Genomic DNA, 19130 nt, shown 5'->3' on the forward strand with positions numbered 1-19130 from the left:
GATCGCCGAGGGGGCGGCTCACCCTCGGTGACGATGAATAGCCCCCTGCACCTCAGACCACGTCCGCCGCCGGCCGGCTTCGGTGAACAGCTCCACGCGCCTGCCGGCTTTGACATAGCCATACGCTTTGCCATAGACCAAGGATGGAGCTCCCTGAAATAACTGGCGGCGCGTGGACCGCAACCCCGGCTGCGGAGCGATGATAGCGGCCGGCTACGGGGGGACACTGTCGGTCTCCCTCATTCCACTGTGACTGACTTGGCGAGGTTCCGCGGCTGGTCGACGTCTTTCCCGAGCACCACGGCGGTGTGGTAGGCGAGCAGCTGCACCGGCACCGCGTAGACGATCGGCGCCACGACCGGGTCGAGGTCCGGCATCATCACGGTGGCGAGCATGTCGAGGCCGGCCGCGTCGGCGCCGCGCGCGTCGCCGATCAGCACGATCTTCCCGCCGCGGGCCGCCACCTCCTGCATGTTCGACACGGTCTTCTCGAAGGTCGCGTCGTGGGGGGCGATCACGATCACCGGCACCGCGTCGTCGATCAAGGCGATCGGCCCGTGCTTCAGCTCGCCGGCGGCGTAGCCCTCGGCGTGGATGTAGGAGATTTCCTTGAGCTTCAGCGCCCCCTCGAGCGCCATCGGGTAGGCGGTACCGCGGCCGAGATAGAGCACGTCCCGCGCCTTGGCGATCTCGCGGGCCAGGACCTCGATCTCGTCCTCGCGCTTCAAGGCCTCGGCCATCAGGCCCGGCACCTTGATCAGCGCGTCGACGAGGCGCTTCTCCTGCGCCTCGTCGAGGGTGCCGCGCGCCCGGCCCGCCGCCAGCGCCAGGCAGAGCAGCACCGTGAGCTGGCACGAGAACGCCTTGGTCGAGGCGACGCCGATCTCGGGGCCGGCGAGGGTCGGCACCACGGCGGAGGCCTCCCGCGCGATGGTCGAGGTCGGGACGTTGACCACCGCCAGCGTGTGCTGGCCTTGCGATTTGGCGTAGCGGAGCGAGGCCAGGGTGTCGGCGGTCTCGCCCGATTGCGAGATGACGATCGTCAGCCCGTCCTTCTCCAGCGGCGGCTCGCGGTAGCGGGTCTCGGAGGCGACGTCGATCTCGACCGGCAGCCGGGCCAGCGTCTCGAACCAGTACTTGGCGACGAGGCCGGCATAATAGGCGGTGCCGCAGGCGGTGATCGAGATCCGGCTGAGCTTGGCGAAGTCGAAGGGCAGAGCCTCCGGCAGGGCGACCCGGCCCGCCGCCAAGTCGACGTAGTGGGCGAAGGTGCGGCCCACCACCTCCGGCTGCTCGTAGATCTCCTTCGCCATGAAGTGGCGGTAATTGCCCTTGTCGACCAGGAAGGCCTGGGTGGCGATCTTCTGGCGCGGGCGGGCGACGACGTTGCCGGCGCCGTCGCGGATCTCGGCGCCGTCGCGGGTCAGGATGGTCCAGTCGCCCTCCTCGAGATAGGTGATCTCGTCGGTGAAGGGGGCGAGCGCGAGCGCGTCCGAGCCGAGATAGGTCTCGCCGTCGCCGAAGCCGACCGCGAGCGGCGCGCCGTGGCGGGCGCCGATGAGAAAATCTTCTTCGCCGGCGAACAGGAAGGCGAGGGCGAAGGCGCCGCGCAGGCGCGGCAGGGCCGCCTCGACGGCGGAGAGGGGCTTCAGGCCGGTCCGCATCAGGTGGGTGACGAGCTGGGCCACCACCTCGGTGTCGGTCTCGGTCTCGAAGACGCAGCCCTCGGCGGCGAGCTCGGCCTTCAATTCGCGGAAATTCTCGATGATGCCGTTATGCACCACCGCCAGGCGCTCGGTGGCGTGCGGGTGGGCGTTGGTCTCGTTCGGCCGGCCGTGGGTGGCCCAGCGGGTGTGGCCGATGCCGATCGCGCCCGCGAGGGGGTTCTGCAGCAGCTTGAGCTGGAGGTTCGAGAGCTTGCCCTCGGCGCGGCGGCGCTCCAGGCGGCCGGCTTCCAGGGTGGCGATGCCGGCGGAATCGTAGCCGCGATATTCGAGCCGGCGCAGCGCGTCGACCACCTGTCCCGCCACGGCATTCCGGCCCACGATTCCAACTATTCCACACATGTGCAGCACCCAAGTGACAGAAGTTGATTTGACCTAACTATTATGCGTTCTCGCCGTGAACTATTTCTCCCACAGCCTTTTTTCCCAAGCAAAGGCCTGGGTGACGATCTCGCGCAGGTCGTCGTGCTGCGGCACCCAGCCGAGCTCGACCCGGATGCGGTCCGCCCCGGCGACGATCCGCGACGGGTCGCCGGCCCGACGCGGCGAGAGCTTGACCGGGAAGTCGACGCCGGAGACCGACTTCACCATGTCGATCACCTCCAGCACCGAGTAGCCGCGGCCGTAGCCGCAATTGAGCGTCAGGCTCTCGCCCCCGGCCCGCAGGTGGCTGAGCGCCGCGAGGTGGGCCGCCGCCAGGTCCGAGACCTGGATGTAGTCGCGCAGGCACGAGCCGTCCGGCGTCGGATAGTCGGTGCCGAACACCTCGAGCTGGCCGCGCTTGCCCAACGCCGCCTGCGTCGCGACCTTGATGAGATGCGTGGCGTTGGGTGTCGACTGGCCCGACCGCCCGCGCGGATCGGCGCCCGCCACGTTGAAGTAGCGCAGGACCACGTAGCTGATGCCGTGGGCGCGGGCGGCGTCCTCCAGCATCCACTCGGTCATCAGCTTGGAGCGGCCGTAGGGGTTGATCGGGTTCGGGGTCAGGTCCTCCGGCACCGGCACGACCGCCGGCTCGCCGTAGACCGCGGCGGTCGAGGAGAAGATCACGTGGCGCACGCCGGCCTTGATCGCCGCCTCGATCAGCGCGCGCGACTTGACGGTGTTGGCGAGGTAGTATCCGAGGGGATCCGACACCGAGTCGGGCACCACGATCTTGGCGGCGAAGTGCGCCAGGGCATCGATGTTGTGCCGGCGGATGGTCTCGGCGACGAGCGCCTGGTCGGCGACGTCGCCGCGCACCAGCGTGACTTCCGGCGGCAGCGCCCAGTCGAAGCCGGTCGAGAGATCGTCGAGGACCACCACTTCGTCGTGGCCGGCGTCGATCAGGGCGAGCACCATATGGCTGCCGATATATCCGGCGCCGCCTGTAACCAAAACAGCCATTATCTAATCCTCATCATTTCTCTACTGGTTAGGACCTAGATCTTAGAATGAATATGCGCGAGGTGCGTCGAAAATGAGCACTCAAATCAGGACTATAGTACAGTATTTCAGCAGCCTAACGTTGTGCGCGGTGAGGGCATCGTCGAATAGTCTCCAAGCGGCGCCACTAATAGGGTATTAAGATTTCTAAGTCTGTGGCATTTCCGCAACCGTTGAAAGAGAATTTTTTCTGATGAATCAGCTTTGGGCGACTAGCAGAACGGCACGATCGGGAGGCGTTGGCCTGGGATGGCTCGCCCGCTTCATTCCGACTGATACCAATTCCGGTTGATTAGGCCAGCTTAGGTATTGGCTTGGTAGTTTTGGGCAGCCAATGGAAGCTCGTGCGTGAGCTGAGGACGTCAGGCTGGTCGCACAAGGTCTTGCACCACTGCTCGACCACGCGTTCCAGCTCGTCCAGGTTGGCGATGTGCCGGTTGACCACCGGCTCATCGACCAGCGGCCACAACGTCTCAGCGGGCTGCAGTTCGGGGGTGTAGGGCGGCAGGTAGACCAGCCGTACACCCTCGGGCACCGCCAGGCTGGGCTTTGTGTGCCAGCCGGCATTGTCGAGCACCACCACCCGGCAGCGCGTGCCCGTTCCGACCTTGCGCGCGAAGTCGGCCAACAGCGGCTCGAAGAACGGCTTGGACAGGCCGTCGGAGAGGTACCACACCGTCTCGCCCGTCGCCGGTGCCACGAAGGCAGTGACGTGCAGCCACTTGAAGCGGTGATGGCCCAGCGCCACCGGCCGCTCGCCCGCCGGCGCCCAGACCCGCCGCGTAACTGACTTCAGGCCGAGGCGGTGCTCGTCCGTCGCATAGACGACGACTGGGAAATGCGGCTCACGAGCTTCCTCGTCATCGACGGTCTGCGCCAACTATTGTTTAAAAGCCTGCGCAGCCTCGGGCGTGGCCGCGTGTGGATTGCGCGGGCGCGGCCGTTGCAGCGACCAGCCCAGCGCCTTGAGCGCCTCCCAGCCGCGCTGCACCGCCACCTGCTCGCGCCCCAGGTCCTGAGCCAGGATGTCCGCCACCTTGCGGCTCGTCCACACGTCCCCGTCCGGCGGCGGCTCGGCCAGGCGTTGGCGCAGGCGGTCGAGGACGTCTGGCGTCAGGAGGCTGGCCGCGGCTCCGTTGTGGCGGCGCCGGTCGCCCAACGCCTCGACCCCCTCGGCGTTGTAGCGGTCGCACAAACGGCGCACCCAGCGTTCGCTGAAGGCGGAGGCCGCGGCGGCTTGTGCGAAACTGTGGCCCTTGGCCGAAAGCCAGATCGCCTGGGTCTGACGGGCGGTGCGCGCATCACCACAGGCGGTGAAGCGCTCCTCCAACTCCAACACGCTCAGGTGTGACACCGGGCCGGCCATCGCCGCCTCCCTCGACAAACGCAATCCCCTTGCAATGCACCAACCCGCCCATCGGTTCACAGCTAAGCTGATCAAATCACATGGAAACCTTATGAGTGCGGGCTGCGATTGCTCCGCTTCGTCGCGGGACACTATTTCTACCGCGAGACACTACCCGCGCTACGAGCGGGGGCCCTCTGCCGTACGACCGAGCCGTCATGGCCAGCACCTTGTCCAAACTGCACTCTGGCATCCGCGGTGCGATGCTCCCGGCCAATGCTGGCATGCAGAGTCTTTATCTCTGGACTGTGAACCCTGCGAGTCTGCATAGCCCCTGTAACTTGCGAGCGCCGATGATGCTTGTCCAGCGAACCACATAATATCGAGCTCACCCCGGCAAAGCCGGGGCTTGCTCGTCAGTAAATATTTATTATTTTAATAATTCATTCGTATATACTTGTTTTTCAACAAAACGTCATGTCTATATAATCTGGCAATTCTGAAGTTAGTCAATGCCGAAACAATATTATCGAGATTAATCCCGCCTTCATAGAGCTCCAGGTCCGAATATTCCGTATATAGGTATTTTGTTCTGCTCAGCGCGTCCTTACCTCCACCAATAAGATCGATCTCTGCACCTTGTATACTCGCCAAAAATAAAATTGATCTTATCAATATTATCGCGAGAAGCCCAGCCATCCAAGCTTTGAACATTTACTGTGATCTGCTTATCAAATCTTATCCATAGATGCGTCTTTGTGTGCATCTTAGCATTACTCTGCCAGGTTGATGTCTCCTATCTCTTGTTTGCTGAGGCGAGCGGGAGAACCGCGATGGATGAGCTCGGGTCGAAGGTGTGGCTGGACCACTTGGAGGCATGGCTGGCTCCCTTTCTGGCCGCCTTGCCCCGCGCCGAACAGCGACGCTGGGCGCCGCTCTATCTGCGAGGCCTGCTTCTGCCTGGCGAGCGCAAGAGCGTGGAACCGATGGCGGCGCGCGTCGCGCCCGGCAACGTGCAGCAACTGCATCACTTCGTATCCGCCTCGCCTTGGCCGTACGCACGGCTCGAGCGCGTGCTGGCCGAGCAGGCCGACCGGCTCGTGGGCGGGCTACAGGCCGTGCTGGTGATCGACGACACCGCGCTGGTCAAGCAGGGGCGCCACTCCGTCGGCGTGCAGCGCCAATATTGCGGCCAGCTCGGCAAGAAGGCGAACTGTCAGGCGCTGGTGTCGCTGACGCTGGCCCAGGGCGAGGTTCCGATCCCGGTGGCGCTGCGATTGTTCCTGCCCGACAGCTGGGCGGACGATCCGGCTCGGCGGCGCGCGGCAGGCGTGCCCGACGATGTCGCCGGTCGGCCCAAGTGGCAGATCGCCCTCGACGAGATCAATCGGCTGCGCGAGCAGACCGTGCGCTTCGGATGCGTGCTGGGCGACGCCGAGTACGGCAAGGTGGCGGCCTTCCGTCACGCCCTCGACGCCCGGGGCCTTCGTTGGGCCCTGGGCCTGCCGCCGACCCAAAAGGTGTTTGCCGCCGACGTCACGACGGCCATGCCCGCGCCCACCAGGGCGGGAGGACGCCCGCGCAAGCACCCCGTGCCCTCGGCGCCGAGCCGCCCGGCGGCGGCCTTGTTCGCCGATCCCCCCGACGCGACGTTCCGCAGCCTGTCGTGGCGCACCGGCACCAAGGGGCCGCTTCAGGCCGCCTTCAGCGCCCACCGCGTGCGCGTGGCCGACGGCCCGCTCGCCTCAGGGGCCCAGCACCTGCCAGGGGCCGAGCGCTGGCTAGTGTGTGAGCACCGCCCCACGGGCGAGCGCAAGCTGCACCTGACCAACCATCCGGCCGACACGACGCTGGAGCAGCTGGCAGCGGCCATCAAGGCGCGCTGGAGTTGCGAGCAGGCGCACCAGCAGCTCAAGGAGGAACTGGGCCTCGACCACTTCGAGGGTCGCTCCTGGATCGGGCTGCACCATCATGCACTCCTCTGCCAGATCGCGTTCGCCTTCCTGCAGAGCCAGCGGGTCGGGGAAAAAAAGGTGCGGGTCACAGGCGCCCGGCCCGCCGCCGCGGCCGACGCTGCCCGAGGTCAGGCGCCGTGTCGCCGCCGCGCTCCTCGTGCATCTCACGCGCTGCCCGCACTGCCGCCGGCCAAACCTCATCCACATGCTGCTATGAACATGGCAGAGTAGCGTTAGACCCCGTTTCAGAACGGGTTCGCAAGCTTGGGTGTTGGGTGAGCGGCAGGCGTCGCGGGCGTTGGGAGAGTGTCTGACGCTCACCCGAGAGACCCGATGTGGACGCCCGCGGCCCGCGCCGAGCTTGTGCGCGAAACCCTGCCCTATGCAACCTGCCTGAGCGATGCCGAATGGGCCGTGCTCGCCCCGCTGCTGACCGCGCCTGCCCGGACCGGCCGCCCGTGGCTCTGGTCGCAGCGCGCCGTGCTCGACGGCATCCTCTACGTCCTGCGCACCGGCTGTGCCTGGCGCCACCTGCCGCTCGACTTCCCGCCTTGGGGCACCGTGCACCGCTGGTTCCTGCGCTGGGCCGAAGCAGGCGTGTTCGAGCGGCTGGCTCATGCCCTGACCCTGGCCGATCGCGAGCGGGTCGGGCGCGAGGCCGGTCCAACGGGAGTCATCCTGGATGCGCAGGCCGCACGCTCTGGCGGCGTCGGGGTCGAGGGTGTGCGCGGCTACGACCCCGCCAAGCGCGTCGTCGGCCGCAAGCGCCATGCGCTGACCGACACCGACGGCCGTCTGCTGATGGCTGCCGTCTCGCCCGCCGACCTGCATGACAGCCACGGCGTCGCGCTCCTGCGGGCCTCGCGTCAGCTCTGGCCGTTCCTCGCTCACTGCTTTGCCGATCGCGCCTACCGGGGTGAGCGGGTCGGCACGGCCACAGCCATCACCGTCGAGATCGTCGAGCCCGAGGACCGCCAGATAGGCTTTGCGGTGCAGCCAAGACGCTGGGTGATCAAGCGCACGCTCGGCTGGATCGGCCGCTGCCGTCGACTGGCCCGCGACCACGAGGCCACTGTCTCCTCGGCGCTCACCTTCTTCGTCCTCGCGGCCGCCATGGTCCTCGTCAGGCGGCTCGCACGACCCTTATGAAACGGGGTCTTAGGCTTCCAAATGGAGCCGGAAAGATGCCAGCCCTCTGGATAAAGCTTCGGATCGTATTCCGGCGGTATGCCGCCGCTCATATTAAATTCTATCTCTCCGTCCTCTTTCCCTATTGCTGTTTCCACGAGCGTGATGTCTGATTTATCGAGCCTCGCCTTCCATAAGCGGATCGCTCTGGGATCACATTCGAACGTGTAGATACGCGCCTTGGGAAACATCTCGGAGATCTTTTTTGTATCTATACCATCGTTGGCGCCCAATTCTACTATTAAGCTATCAGCCCCTTGGATCGATAATATGACATAACTCATCATAAATCGAACCGTGCGACATTTCATACGACATGCATCTGGCCCTCCAGTATTTAGCCGTCTAGTACTTCCGAAAACCCGATAGTAATCATTCGAAAAATATTTTGCAACTTTCCTGGGGGCAATAAATGTAATAGCAACCAGCCGAGGTCGTACAATTTCATATTTTCTCCACGACATCTAGATCGTGATCCACTCCGCAGGAACCGGGCTCCCGCGATCGGCATGGGTTAGCGTCCAGTTCCGTGGAGCGATTACATACTTTTTAGGATTGGCATTGAGCCAAGCGCCCCACCAGCTAAAAGAGCTATTTGCAATGATATGATGCGCGCATTTTGACATTAATATAATCTCCTCAGCATCTCTCTTCTCAAGGCCGCCATCAAGTTGCTCAACAAATATTGAATTGGAAGGAAAAATCATATTTTTCCTGCACCAATCGATGTCATCACTGAAAATAATAAAGCATGCACCCGGAACAAGCTTGTTCATTTCCTCGATTGCAAGATTATACCAATCCTGGCTCATAGTTCCGTGATGTGAGGCCGCGTTGGGATTTGAAATGTAGTCCCCTCGGCGCACGTGTAACGAAACCAGAGGATAGAGTAAAGATTTTTGCAAAATGCCATTATAATATTTTTTTCTGCTTTCTGGCACCGGATAAGAGAGCGTAAAATCACTTCTGATTACATCGGCTATCGTATTAAAATATTCTTGCCTTTGCCAGTATCCACTTAGATAGGCCGACTCTCTGACATTCATGGCATCACGATCAACAGGATAACCAAGTTGTGGGGTGTACAGCAATTCGAAACCCTGGAAAGGCTGTCGCTTTGCGGCGTCACCCACATGGAATCTGCATTTTTTGCCAGGCTCGACGCTGACCGGAACACCCCCAAGTGCTGAAGACAACACTCGCCCTTTGATCTGAAACGCACTAAGACTAAACGAACGTTGAGTATCAGTATTAGGCCTGCCGCGATCAAACCAAGACGTATCGAGAACAATAGAACTTTTATTATGAATCGATAGGTTACGCGCGATAGCGTACTGGAACATTTGATTACCGAGCCCGCCTATTATTCTAGTCACGATCATTATATTCTCCAAAAAGACGCGATTAGTGCTTGACTTCAATTCACAAATAGCTTGTTGACACAACCGCACTCAGATCCAACAGGCGAATATTTATCTGACCTTGATATCACTCGATTTGCCCTCGCCACCAATCGATACGATCGTTAGCAATCGAGAGCGCATCATCTACATTTGGCGGGCGTTCGGAAAGGAGCCATGCTTTGAACTGTTCAAAGACCGCTAATTGCTGCTGTGCTTCAGGCTTTGATTTCTGACGAACGCTCACCTCGGGGGCGTCGCGGTATGAAACGAGCGGATCATTTATATATACGAAACTCGTGAAACAACAAACGCCCAACCATAGCGCGTAATCTTCACAAAGCTTATCTTCTGGAAAGAACCCGACCTTATCAATTATTTTTTTGCTGACAACTGCGGAGCTGCAAACGACAAAGTTACAGCATGCCAAAGCTTTCAAATCAAAATATTCACTATTGCTGTTTACCAGCAATACAGGATCTGGCTTCCCGCTAATAAACCGCCACGCCTCTGTACTACTTGCTAAATACTTACCGTCTTTCAGAGATGTCATCTGACGACTCAACTTGGTCGGATGCCACGTATCATCGTCGTCCATGAAAGCGAGCCATTCTCCTTTTGCCTGGCGAATTCCTCTGTTTCTCGGAACACCTGGCCACCCTGAATGAAACTCCGCTTCAACCCATTTGACACGCGGATCTGTGTGCTCAAGGACGAACTTGTCGGTCCCGTCCGCGGAACCATCGTCGCAAATGAGAATTTCCATGGGCGGATATGTCTGCGCGAGCACACTATCTACAGCTCTGATGAGCAATCCAAGCCTATTATACGTGGGTATAATGACAGATACCGTATCATATGATCCGACCATTGCTTATACCTTGAGCTTTCTTTGATTTCGGGCGACTAATTTACGTAATTTCAATGCTGACTCGGCCTCCATCAACAATACGGGCTCAACTTCACGGATAGATATGCTGCATCTTAACTTGCATGCGGACAAAGGTGCCTCTCTGAACTCGGCTATTTACACAATTCAAAGCGAATTGGCATTTTCTCCGTCCTTTGAAGTAAGTGAAGCTCTGAAACGGTAGGACCAAGCGCGCCACCCCATTTCCGCACCGGGTCCAACAGGCCAGCGGTCACTTGGTTGGGGAACGCGCAGAGGCCGGGCGAGAGACATTCGCGACGCTGACAGAAAGCGCGGAATATAATCGAGCAAGAGCGTCATAGGTAATGAGGTCTCGCTGCTCTTATGCCTTTCATTCCCCAGCCGGGAAATTGCTCAAAGAGCGATAGCAAAGCCTGAGCGGCGTCTCGGGCGTGCCCCCCCTGATGGAGACATGATCCGTCGCTCTCACCGAAGGGGGATCGAAACACCAAAGCGCCTACGCTTAGCAGCGAAGCCTGGCAGTGGCTCAACCGCCGTCTGGGAGGTGGCGCGACGAAGAGGTACTTCACAGATGCGATCGCGCAATCTCCCGTGATCGGGGGCTCAAGGTCCCGAGCGGCAAGGCGCGAGCAGCGCCCTACCACCACGTGGTTCCGCACCCATCTCTTCCCTTGGGTCAACCGCCAAATCTGCACCCCGCCTCTCGGCAGAGCCTTGCCATGCTTTTAATGCTCTGCCGGTCATACGTCCATGCCCCGGCGCAGCCTCAAAGCTTGAGCCTCCGCCCTCCCCGCCCGTGATCACGCAGCTTATATCCATGGTTTGCTTTCGAGGGAAGAAGTTGTCAACGCCGTTCGAAGTCTGACCCAGCGTCCGGCGTTCGCCGGTAACGGTCGCGTCGCGAGGAACCGGGCGTGCCGCAGGTCGTGCTTGGCGCGCCCTTACACCGTCCGCTTCCGTCTCCGCCGTCTCCGCCGGCTCCCCCGAAACGCTCCGTGCCAGCACCAGCACAGCGTTCATGACGGCTCGATCTCTGGGACAGGAGCACAATGCCGTCGATGAGCCGCCCGTCCAGCTCGCTGCGCTCACCATCCCGCAGGAGTCTCAGCGCCGTCCGCCGCACCGAAGGGCGCCGCCTGGGAATCGATCTCATCCGAGGCAAGCCGCCCTCGAAGCGCAGCATCGCAGAGCCGGATGCATCTCATGCCACCCCGGAAGCCCGGTATTCGCCGGTCGCACCACACCAACGTAGAGCTCGCTTTCTCCGAACCGCCGAAACGAGGTGGAGGATGAACGAATTGGTGATCAACGTCCGCCCCTTTGGCGGAAAATCGGCGCCATGCTGGGACGCAATCAGTGCCGCACCGTATTCCGCGACTGCCCGGAGTCACGCCTATTATCAACGATCCGAGATGCTGACGGATCGAACCGTTGATCTAGCTGGAATTTTTCGCAATAGCATAGGCGTGACGGTAGTGGGCGTTCCACCCGCCGGACCTGCTGTCGCGCGTTGGAACGCGATTGGGATGGGCGCACGAGGCTCGGCCGTCGACGCAGCCGCTGCGACTCACCAGGCTCCGAGCCACACGAGGGGCGGCGCGCGGCGCTGCCGATCCAGCTCCTTCTGGCCCCACCATGAGTCGTGGCCGAGCAGGTGTCGGGGCCGGGGCTCGTTGCCGAGCCCCGGCTCCCTCAGAACCGGACGGGACGATCTCTCGTCATCCGGCTCAAGCCTCTGCCGCCTGGCTCATCGTCCGCGCGTGGTGAGCCTTGTGGCACCACCGATGCACCAGCTTCAGGTTGGTGATCCGGTCCGTCCCGCTGCAATGGCGCGGTGTGTCGTGGTGGACCTCGACGAAGGTGATGTCCTCGTCGGGATCGAACATCACGCCGCAGAGCGCACATCGGTAGTCCTGCTGCCGTAGTAGCGTCGCTCGCGTGCGAGACCGCATCGTCTCGTCCCGTCGCCGGCGCCGCTGGGCCTGCCAGTATGTTCGGTCGTCGGGATTCAGCGGGCTGCGCTTGCCCTGGACCTTCGCATGCCGGACTATCCCCACCTCGTCGTGCCGCACGAGCTTGGTTTTGCCGTCCACGAAGTTCCACGCCGGGTCGAAGTACCTCGACCGAACCCATCTTGCCGCCTTGGTCGGATGGCGCCGCTTGGCCCACCGCCACAGCTTGGCGAAGACGTGATGATCCGCCGTGTGGAACGCGTGTTTCGACGCGCCGTGCCGGTAGTAGGCCGTCCAGCCCCGGATCACCGGGTTCAGGGCGGCGATCACCTGGCTCGGGCTGGCCTGACGATGGTCGCGCAGGTAGTCCCCGATGGCGCGCAGGTGCCGCACCACCTTGGCCTTCTGCGACCGCGTCAGAACCTTGCCCCGGATGCGTCGAACGGTGAAGCCCAGGAAGTCCACACCGTCGTCGATGTGAACGATCCGGGTCTTCGCCTCGCTCAGCTGCAGACCGCGTGCACCCAGGAACCGGGATAGCGCGGGAACGACGTGGGTCTGCAGGACCTCCTGTGTCGGTGCCGTCACCACCAGGTCGTCGGCGTAGCGGATCAGGCTGACGCCGCGGTTCTCACCGCGGCGCAGGCTCGGGCGGACGTACCGGCCCCGAGCATCCTCGGCTCCGAAGAGCCGCTCCATGCCGTCGAGCGCGACGTTGGCCAGCAATGGCGATAGGGGACCGCCTTGCGGCGTCCCGGCCGTCGTCGCCGACCACCTGCCGAGATCCACCGCGCCGGCTTTGAGCCAGCGCCGGATCAGGGTGGTGAACACCGGCAGCCTCGCCAGCAACGGATCGTGTCCGATGGCGTCGAAGCAGCCGGCGATGTCCGCATCGAGCAGCCAGCCACTCGCACCGGCCGGGTCGGAACCCGTAGCTGTTCGCCTCGAAGCGCGTCTCCCATTCGGGTTCCAGCGCCAGTTTGACGAGCATCTGCATGGCCCGGTCCCGGACCGTCGGGATGCCCAGGGGGCGCTGCCGCCCGTCTGGCTTGGGGATGTACACCCGCCGGACCGGCTGCGGCCGGTAGCCCCTCAGGCCGAGGCCGTGATCGGCCAACCTCATCCGGCTCTCGGGCGTCCTGCACACCACGCCGTCGATGCCGGGCGTATCGCGGCCCGCGTTCTGCTGGGTCACCCGGCGGACCGCGAGCCGTTTTGCGGATGTGGAGCGAACCAGGAGCTTCTGCAGGTTCTTGACCTGCCGAGCCTTCCCGGCTGCCGCGGCACGGAAGATGCGGCCCTGCAATCGCTTCACGGCGTCCTCCGTCGCGGCCCAATCGATCTCGGGCCACGTCGTCTGTCCGCGTTCACCGGTCAGTTCGGCTGTCACCGTCCAACGTCCCCGGCAAGTCCAATCGATCCAAAGCTTCTCGACCGTTGAGACCCTAGAGCATCGCCCGGTCAGTCTGCAACGCAGCAGTCTATCTGGTATCCCGCTGCATTGAGGTAGTTGCGACACTCCTGCGGGGTGAAAGCTGCGAAGGCTTGGCGGATCGCAGCATGCAGGTCTTCGACCGTGCGCGCGGCTGCGGTGCGCAGCAACGTCTTGAGCTTGGCGAAGGCCTGCTCGATCGGGTTGAACTCCGGGCTGTAGGGCGGCAGGTACACCACCCGCGCGCCCGCCGCCGCAATGGCCTCGCGCACGCCCGCCACCTTGTGGGCCTGGAGGTTGTCGAGGATCACCGTATCGCCCGGCCGGAGCACTGGGACCAGCGTGTCGGTGACGTAGTCCAGGAAGCGCTGGCCGTTGGTAGCGCCCTCGAAGATCGCCGTTGCCGTCAGGCCGCTCGCGCGCAGGGCTGCCGTGACGGTGGTGGTCTTGTCGTGCCCGCATGGCATCGGCAGGCGACAGCGCTGGCCGCGTGGGGCCCAGCCGTAGCGGCGTGCCATCCGGGTCGAGGCTGCCGTCTCATCAATGAACACCAAACGGTCCGGATCGAGGTCGAGTTGACCCTCGAACCACGCCTGGCGCGCCTGCGCTACGTCCGGACGGTCCTGCTCGGCGGCGTGGAGAGCCCCTTTTTACGGGTGATGCGATGACGGGCCAGGAAGCGCGACAGGCCGCTGGTGCTGGTGGTGACGCCCTGCTCGGCCAAAGCGTGGCGCAACTCCGACAGCACGATGTTGCCGCACTCCTCGCACAGCCTCAGGATCCGCGGGGCATGAGCCTCGATGACCTGCGAGCGCTGGTCTCCGCCCATCGGCTTGGGTCGGACGTGGCCGTCCCGGAGATGGCGGGCGTGCCAGCGACTGACGCTGGCGGCGCTGACGCCGAACCGCTCGCCAGCTTGGCGGCAGGACGCGCCTGCCAGGACGGCAGACACGACGCGCTCACGCAGATCGACGGACAAGGGTGACGTCATCGCTGGCTCCTTCAGCCAACCAACGCCCTTACCAACTTGGCCGTTGCAGACCGATCGCACAGCGCTCTAGCGGAAGTCAGCACCCTTTCGGGTCGGGTATCTCCTCGTCGCCGAGGCCCTGTCCGCCCGGTTACAGGGCGGCCTTCGCTTGCTCCGCCGTTCCTCTACCCCCTCCGCCATGCCCTTCCTTGCGGTCGGGAGACCGTCGCCTTGCGGCGGCGGGACGGGTGGGGCTTACCCTGTTGCCCGATGGGGAGAAGCGGAGGGGGGGGCTGCGCCCTATGGTCCGGCGGGTCATGTTGCCACCGTCGTCGATGCTGACACTCGACGATCCGACCCGCGTGCCGTTTTGGCGCCGGCCTGACAGCACCTTTGGCCGGTTGCGGATGACGGACCTTGACTGCGGGCGTTCACACACGTTGAGCCTTCCATCCTCTGCTGGGCCGCCTCCGGATTGGTGCTTCCAGATTAGGGCTGTTGTCTCCGGAGCTTCGCACGTCGGATCGCTCCTTCGCACGTCCGGGTAGCAGCACTCGGGTGGACGAGGTTCCCTTACGGGACACTCCTCCATCGGACCTTGCGGGCTACTGGAGCGGTGTGGGTTCCAGCAGCCCTCAGGTCGCACGCCAGCGATCCGCGACCTGACTCACCTCCGGCGCATTGCGCGCGAGGTCGATCAGACCGACGACGAGACCAGCTCTCAAGCCCGCGGCACTGTGGCGGGGCAGCTACAGATCAAAGATCGCTTACGATCTACAAGCCGAAGCTTCATAGCATGAGGATCGGTAATGCAAGGAAATCACCCAAAAGCGGTAGTCGGTAGCAAGCCTTCAAACAGGCGCAAGCCGGCGGTCGATGCCTTCGATCCGCACTTCTCACGTCCTGTCCGGTCCGTCCTCAACGTCCCCGATACCCGTGAGGCGCAGGCGGTTGCCTTCGAACCTCACTTTCCTCCGATAGCGGGGAGACCCGCAAGGGGGAGGTAAGCGGGAACTGCAACGGCGGTACGAGCGCTATCTGTCGGCGTCTCGCCGAGGGACTACGAGCCGAGAAATGACAGATCCTCGCAGAGAGGGGGTCTACGATGGCCGCTGTACAGTATTCACCGGACGCAGAGGCATCCTCTCGGACCTGCCCGGCCTGAGCAACGCGGCGTCGTTGCAACATCACCTAAGCTGGAGTGCAGTCGTACCAAGGGTGACAACGGAACGATCGTTGGGCGCGCTTGTAGTAGCGGATCGTGGTTCGAACATCATGCACGCGAGGCCGCTGCGCCGGCTCAGAAAGCGGACAGTCGGCCAGTTCGGCAGTCCTGGTTATCGTCAATCCGACAAGGTGCTCCTAATCGCGGCCCGTCAAGCGGTCCGTCAGTACATTCACGGGCGAACCATTCGCGTTACTTGCAGACCGTAAGCTACCCATGCTCAACGTTGCTGCGACGGCAGTGCTGCTCCGCCTGTCGGCGAACAATCCCTCGATCACGGCGCGGCGGATTGATCAGCCCCCACGGGGTGGCCCGAGTGGAATGTTAGTGGACCGTGGGCCTTTCCACCACGGGTAGCTTGCCCGGCGGAGCCGGTCGGGCGAGCGCAGCCGGCCAAGCGGCCAGGGCGGGCACGAACACCTCCGGGGCGGGCGGGCGGTAGCCGAGCGAGGCGTGCGGCCGAACTCCGTTGTAGTGCCTTCTCCAGATCTCGATCAGGACCTGCGCCTCCCGCAGAGAGTAGAAGATCTCCCCGTTCAGCAACTCATCCCGTAGCCTCGCGTTGAAGCTCTCGATGTAACCGTTTTCCCGCGGTGAGCCAGGCGTGATGTAGGCCGTCTTTGCGCCCACGGCGGCGATCCACTTCTGCACAGATTGGGCGATGAACTCAGGTCCATTGTCAGAGCGAACGTGCGCAGGCACGCCGCGGAGGATGAACAAGTCCGAGAGCACATCGATCACGTCCGGGGCCTTGAGCTTGCGCGCCACCCGGATGGCCAAGCACTCGCGGGTGAACTCGTCAATGACGTTCAGCAGGCGGACCTTGCGCCCGTCATGCGTGCGCGCCTCGACGAAGTCGTAGGACCAGACATGATCGCGGTGCTCGGGCCGCAGCCGGACACAGGAGCCATCCCGTCCCACAACCGGCCCTTCTTGGGCTGACGGGCCGGCACCTTCAGCCCCTCCAGCCGCCACAGTCGCTCCACCCGCTTGTCGTTGACCAGCCAGCCCGCCGCCCGCAGCAGGGCGGCGATCTTGCGGTAGCCGTAGCGGCCATACCGGCGCGCCAACTCGATCAGGTCAGCCAGCAGCGCCGCCTCGTCGTCTCCCCCGCGGCACCTTGCGCTGCGTCGAGCGATGCTGCCCGAGAGCGCGACAGGCGCGCCGCTCGTAGACCGTCAGCACGGTCGGACATGCTCGATGCAGGCGCGCCGGCGCGCGGGGCTCAGACGTTTCCCCGGGCGGCCTCCTGCAGGATCAGCTTGTCGAGTGTGTGGTCCGCGATCGCCTTGCGCAGCCGCTGGTTCTCGGTCTCCAGCTCCTTCATCCGGCGCACCTGGTCGGACTTCAGCCCACCGAACTCCTTGCGCCAGCGGTAATACGTGACCTCGGTCACGCCGATACCCCGGATCGCGTCAGCCACGCTCTGCCCCTGTGAGACCAGCACATCCACCTGTCGCAGCTTGGCAACAAACTCTTCCGGCTGGTGCTTCTTGGTTCCCATCGGGTCCGTCCTCCGTCGGCTCAGAGCCATACTTCAGGGCGGACCACTCCGATGGGGGCTGACCAACAGGAGGGTTGTCCGCCCTCCGTTGATACTCACCACTTTCGATAAGTTTTAAATTTTCAATTTTGCAGGCATTACCATTTTCCAACACGTGACATCGCACCCGTGACATCGTGTCCATCGGGGACGACATTGAGGAGCTGTCTCGGAAACTCCCTTACCTTCTCCAGCGCAAAGCCAAACTCTTGGAATGTTTCGAAATTTTTGATACGATGCTTTGTAATCTTATGAGTACCAATGTTAAGTAAATAAATGGGAGAGTTATGATCGGATCGGGTGAGGCATGTTCCTCTTTCTAAGGCATCTCCCTCTGTGAATTCGGTCGTGTCCAGGAGGTGCATCACGGGCGAGAGGAAAAGATCATCGAGCGTTTTTTGATCTTCGATCCTGTGAAAATGACCATGAAATACGAGCCATATTTTCATAGATTTTTCATCACGAAACAAGAGACCATCGAGATCAGGCCTAATCATGGTTTTCTCCAGATAAGCACAATTCAATTGAGGCGATTCGAGTAAATCTCCTCTCAATAGTTTTATTTGCTAGCACCACCGTGGCCTTTTACGTTCCCCATTGCGATGTTGGCTGTTCGTCTCCGAGCTATGATTCAAGTTGGCTTCCCCTTCATCAAAAAAATCCGACCTCGCTCTGTAGCCCAATGAGTGCCCTGCGAAGTTATGAGAGTTTCCCTCAGAAATAAAGAGGATTGCTGGCTCAACATAAGCGCGCAGCATCCTTCCCACAACGGTAGGGGATGGATGATGAAAGAAATGCTCATCACCAATGTGAACAGACGAACGCATCGCGAACTCGCAATGGGATGCGGCGCGCAATTTGACATAGAAAATGCCCTTCAAGAATTTAGTAGGTGCCTCGAACGGGGAACTTCGGTGCGAAGTGCACGGCGGCCTAATTAGTGCAGGAGATAAGCTTCGGGCGGTAGTGTGCGGCAGCACCGCGCCCACCCCATCCCCAAACCCGCCTGCAATTTCAACCCTGTCGAACGCATCATCCATCAGTTCGAAGCTCCGCTGTCGCCGGCAAGACAGGAACACATCGTCAAGCGCTGGGCCACATAACTGGCCTTCGCCCCAGTATCTCTCGTCATCGACGTGTTTGCTCGGGGCATCCGACCGGCGGGCCTCACATCGTGCTCAGGCGAGCCTCGTACTGGATACCCCGGAGCAGGCACTGCACGAGCGTTGCCCTGTTACAGGCAGCGGCCTTTATGCACCGTTGGGACCGCAGCGCAATGTACATGGCTTTGCGCGACGACGCAGCGACTGGCAGGAACAGATATCGCGTCGACGGGTCCGCAACGACGACGCCTCGGCGGAGACGGTCGACGGCCTGTTCAAGGTGGAGAGTTTACCCCGGACGCGATCCTGGGCGATCTGTCAACGCTGCCCGTGGCGCTCCGTCGAGGCCGTCGAGTACATCATGAAGTCAGTCTGGGATTGCCCCGGGTCGGTCGTTCTTGCTCATTTTGATATTGGTGGCGAATTCAGCGTGGCATCCTGCGATAAGAGGACGACCAGCACGGCGCGAAGAGTGACGATGTTGCCCCGACGCTCATCAGGAGGGGAGCATGTCGCTCAACGTGAGACGCACCTATGTCGTACCTGATCAGACTGCGCAGGTCGCGCGGGCGATCTTTCCGAACGGCAATCCAGTCATGCGCCTCTATGACGACCTGCATCGGGCCGTGGAGGATCACGACTTTGCCGACCTGTTCCCGGTGCGGGGACGCCCCGCTGAGGCGCCGGTCCGGCTCGCCCTCGCGACCTTGCTGCAGTTCATGGAGGGACTCACCGATCGCCAAGCCGCCGACGCAGTCCGCACGCGGATCGACTGGAAGTACCTCCTGTGCCTGGAGCTCACCGATATAGGCTTCGACCACATCACGCAGGCTCGTCGACCAGATCTCCAGCATCGCTTCAAGCGAGGCAGTCGGCATGAAAACCTCCCATCGCTCGCCGTCAGATAGGTACTCAAACCTGCAACTGTAATGCTAGTGCATTGACGCATTCAGAGGATTCACAGGAGGCCTGAGCC

General features: G+C 62.3%; 10 protein-coding genes and 2 pseudogenes. 3 read left to right on the forward strand and 9 right to left on the reverse strand.

The annotated features are described in order from the left end of the window. Nucleotides 1–239 precede the first annotated feature (239 nt). From glmS to DK412_RS14730, 4 genes are all read right to left on the reverse strand, one after another. On the reverse strand, nucleotides 240–2066 hold the full coding sequence (gene glmS, locus DK412_RS14715; RefSeq protein WP_109975276.1) for a glutamine--fructose-6-phosphate transaminase (isomerizing): 1827 nt from the start codon (nucleotides 2064–2066) through the stop codon (nucleotides 240–242). Nucleotides 2067–2126: 60 nt separating this feature from the next. Then, nucleotides 2127–3110, reverse strand: coding sequence for a UDP-glucose 4-epimerase GalE (galE, locus tag DK412_RS14720; RefSeq protein ID WP_109972537.1), 984 nt, complete (start codon nucleotides 3108–3110; stop codon nucleotides 2127–2129). 331 nt (nucleotides 3111–3441) lie between these two features. After that, entirely contained in the window at nucleotides 3442–4029 is a 588-nt protein-coding gene (locus DK412_RS14725) for an IS630 family transposase (RefSeq protein WP_109972538.1), read from the reverse strand. Continuing rightward, nucleotides 4030–4515 (reverse strand): helix-turn-helix domain-containing protein, encoded by a 486-nt coding sequence (locus tag DK412_RS14730; protein ID WP_109972539.1) that lies wholly within the window; start codon nucleotides 4513–4515, stop codon nucleotides 4030–4032. An 812-nt stretch (nucleotides 4516–5327) separates the two neighbouring features. Here DK412_RS14730 and DK412_RS14740 point away from each other — a divergent pair. Together DK412_RS14740 and DK412_RS14745 are read left to right on the forward strand one after the other, a co-directional pair. Next, nucleotides 5328–6680, forward strand: coding sequence for an IS701 family transposase (locus tag DK412_RS14740; protein ID WP_109972540.1), 1353 nt, complete (start codon nucleotides 5328–5330; stop codon nucleotides 6678–6680). Between the two features lie 102 nt (nucleotides 6681–6782). After that, a complete protein-coding gene (locus DK412_RS14745; protein WP_109972541.1) occupies nucleotides 6783–7598 on the forward strand; it encodes an IS5 family transposase in 816 nt (271 codons plus the stop codon). Nucleotides 7599–8101: 503 nt separating this feature from the next. On the opposite strand, the gene DK412_RS14750 is transcribed toward DK412_RS14745, so the two are convergent. From DK412_RS14750 to DK412_RS14775, 5 genes and pseudogenes are all read right to left on the reverse strand, one after another. Beyond that, entirely contained in the window at nucleotides 8102–9019 is a 918-nt protein-coding gene (locus DK412_RS14750) for an alpha-1,2-fucosyltransferase (protein WP_109972542.1), read from the reverse strand. A 106-nt stretch (nucleotides 9020–9125) separates the two neighbouring features. After that, nucleotides 9126–9908, reverse strand: a complete 783-nt coding sequence (locus DK412_RS14755; protein ID WP_109972543.1) for a glycosyltransferase family 2 protein — start codon at nucleotides 9906–9908, stop codon at nucleotides 9126–9128. Nucleotides 9909–11656: 1748 nt separating this feature from the next. Then, a complete protein-coding gene (locus tag DK412_RS31565; protein WP_348629336.1) occupies nucleotides 11657–12712 on the reverse strand; it encodes a group II intron maturase-specific domain-containing protein in 1056 nt (351 codons plus the stop codon). 630 nt (nucleotides 12713–13342) lie between these two features. Further along, nucleotides 13343–14304, reverse strand: a protein-coding gene (locus DK412_RS14770; protein ID WP_109972546.1) for an IS630 family transposase whose coding sequence is annotated in 2 segments (ribosomal slippage) — nucleotides 13343–13956 and nucleotides 13956–14304 — 963 coding nt in all. Because the reading frame shifts where the segments join, the coding sequence is not laid out codon by codon here. A 1528-nt stretch (nucleotides 14305–15832) separates the two neighbouring features. Beyond that, nucleotides 15833–17012, reverse strand: a pseudogene (locus tag DK412_RS14775) (IS3 family transposase). A gap of 1651 nt (nucleotides 17013–18663) precedes the next feature. On the opposite strand from DK412_RS14775, the pseudogene DK412_RS14780 reads away from it, so the two are divergent. Then, nucleotides 18664–18975, forward strand: a pseudogene (locus DK412_RS14780) (transposase); the annotation flags it as partial. Nucleotides 18976–19130: the final 155 nt, after the last annotated feature.

Source organism: Methylobacterium sp. 17Sr1-1, from assembly GCF_003173775.1.
Taxonomy (GTDB): Bacteria; Pseudomonadota; Alphaproteobacteria; order Rhizobiales; family Beijerinckiaceae; genus Methylobacterium.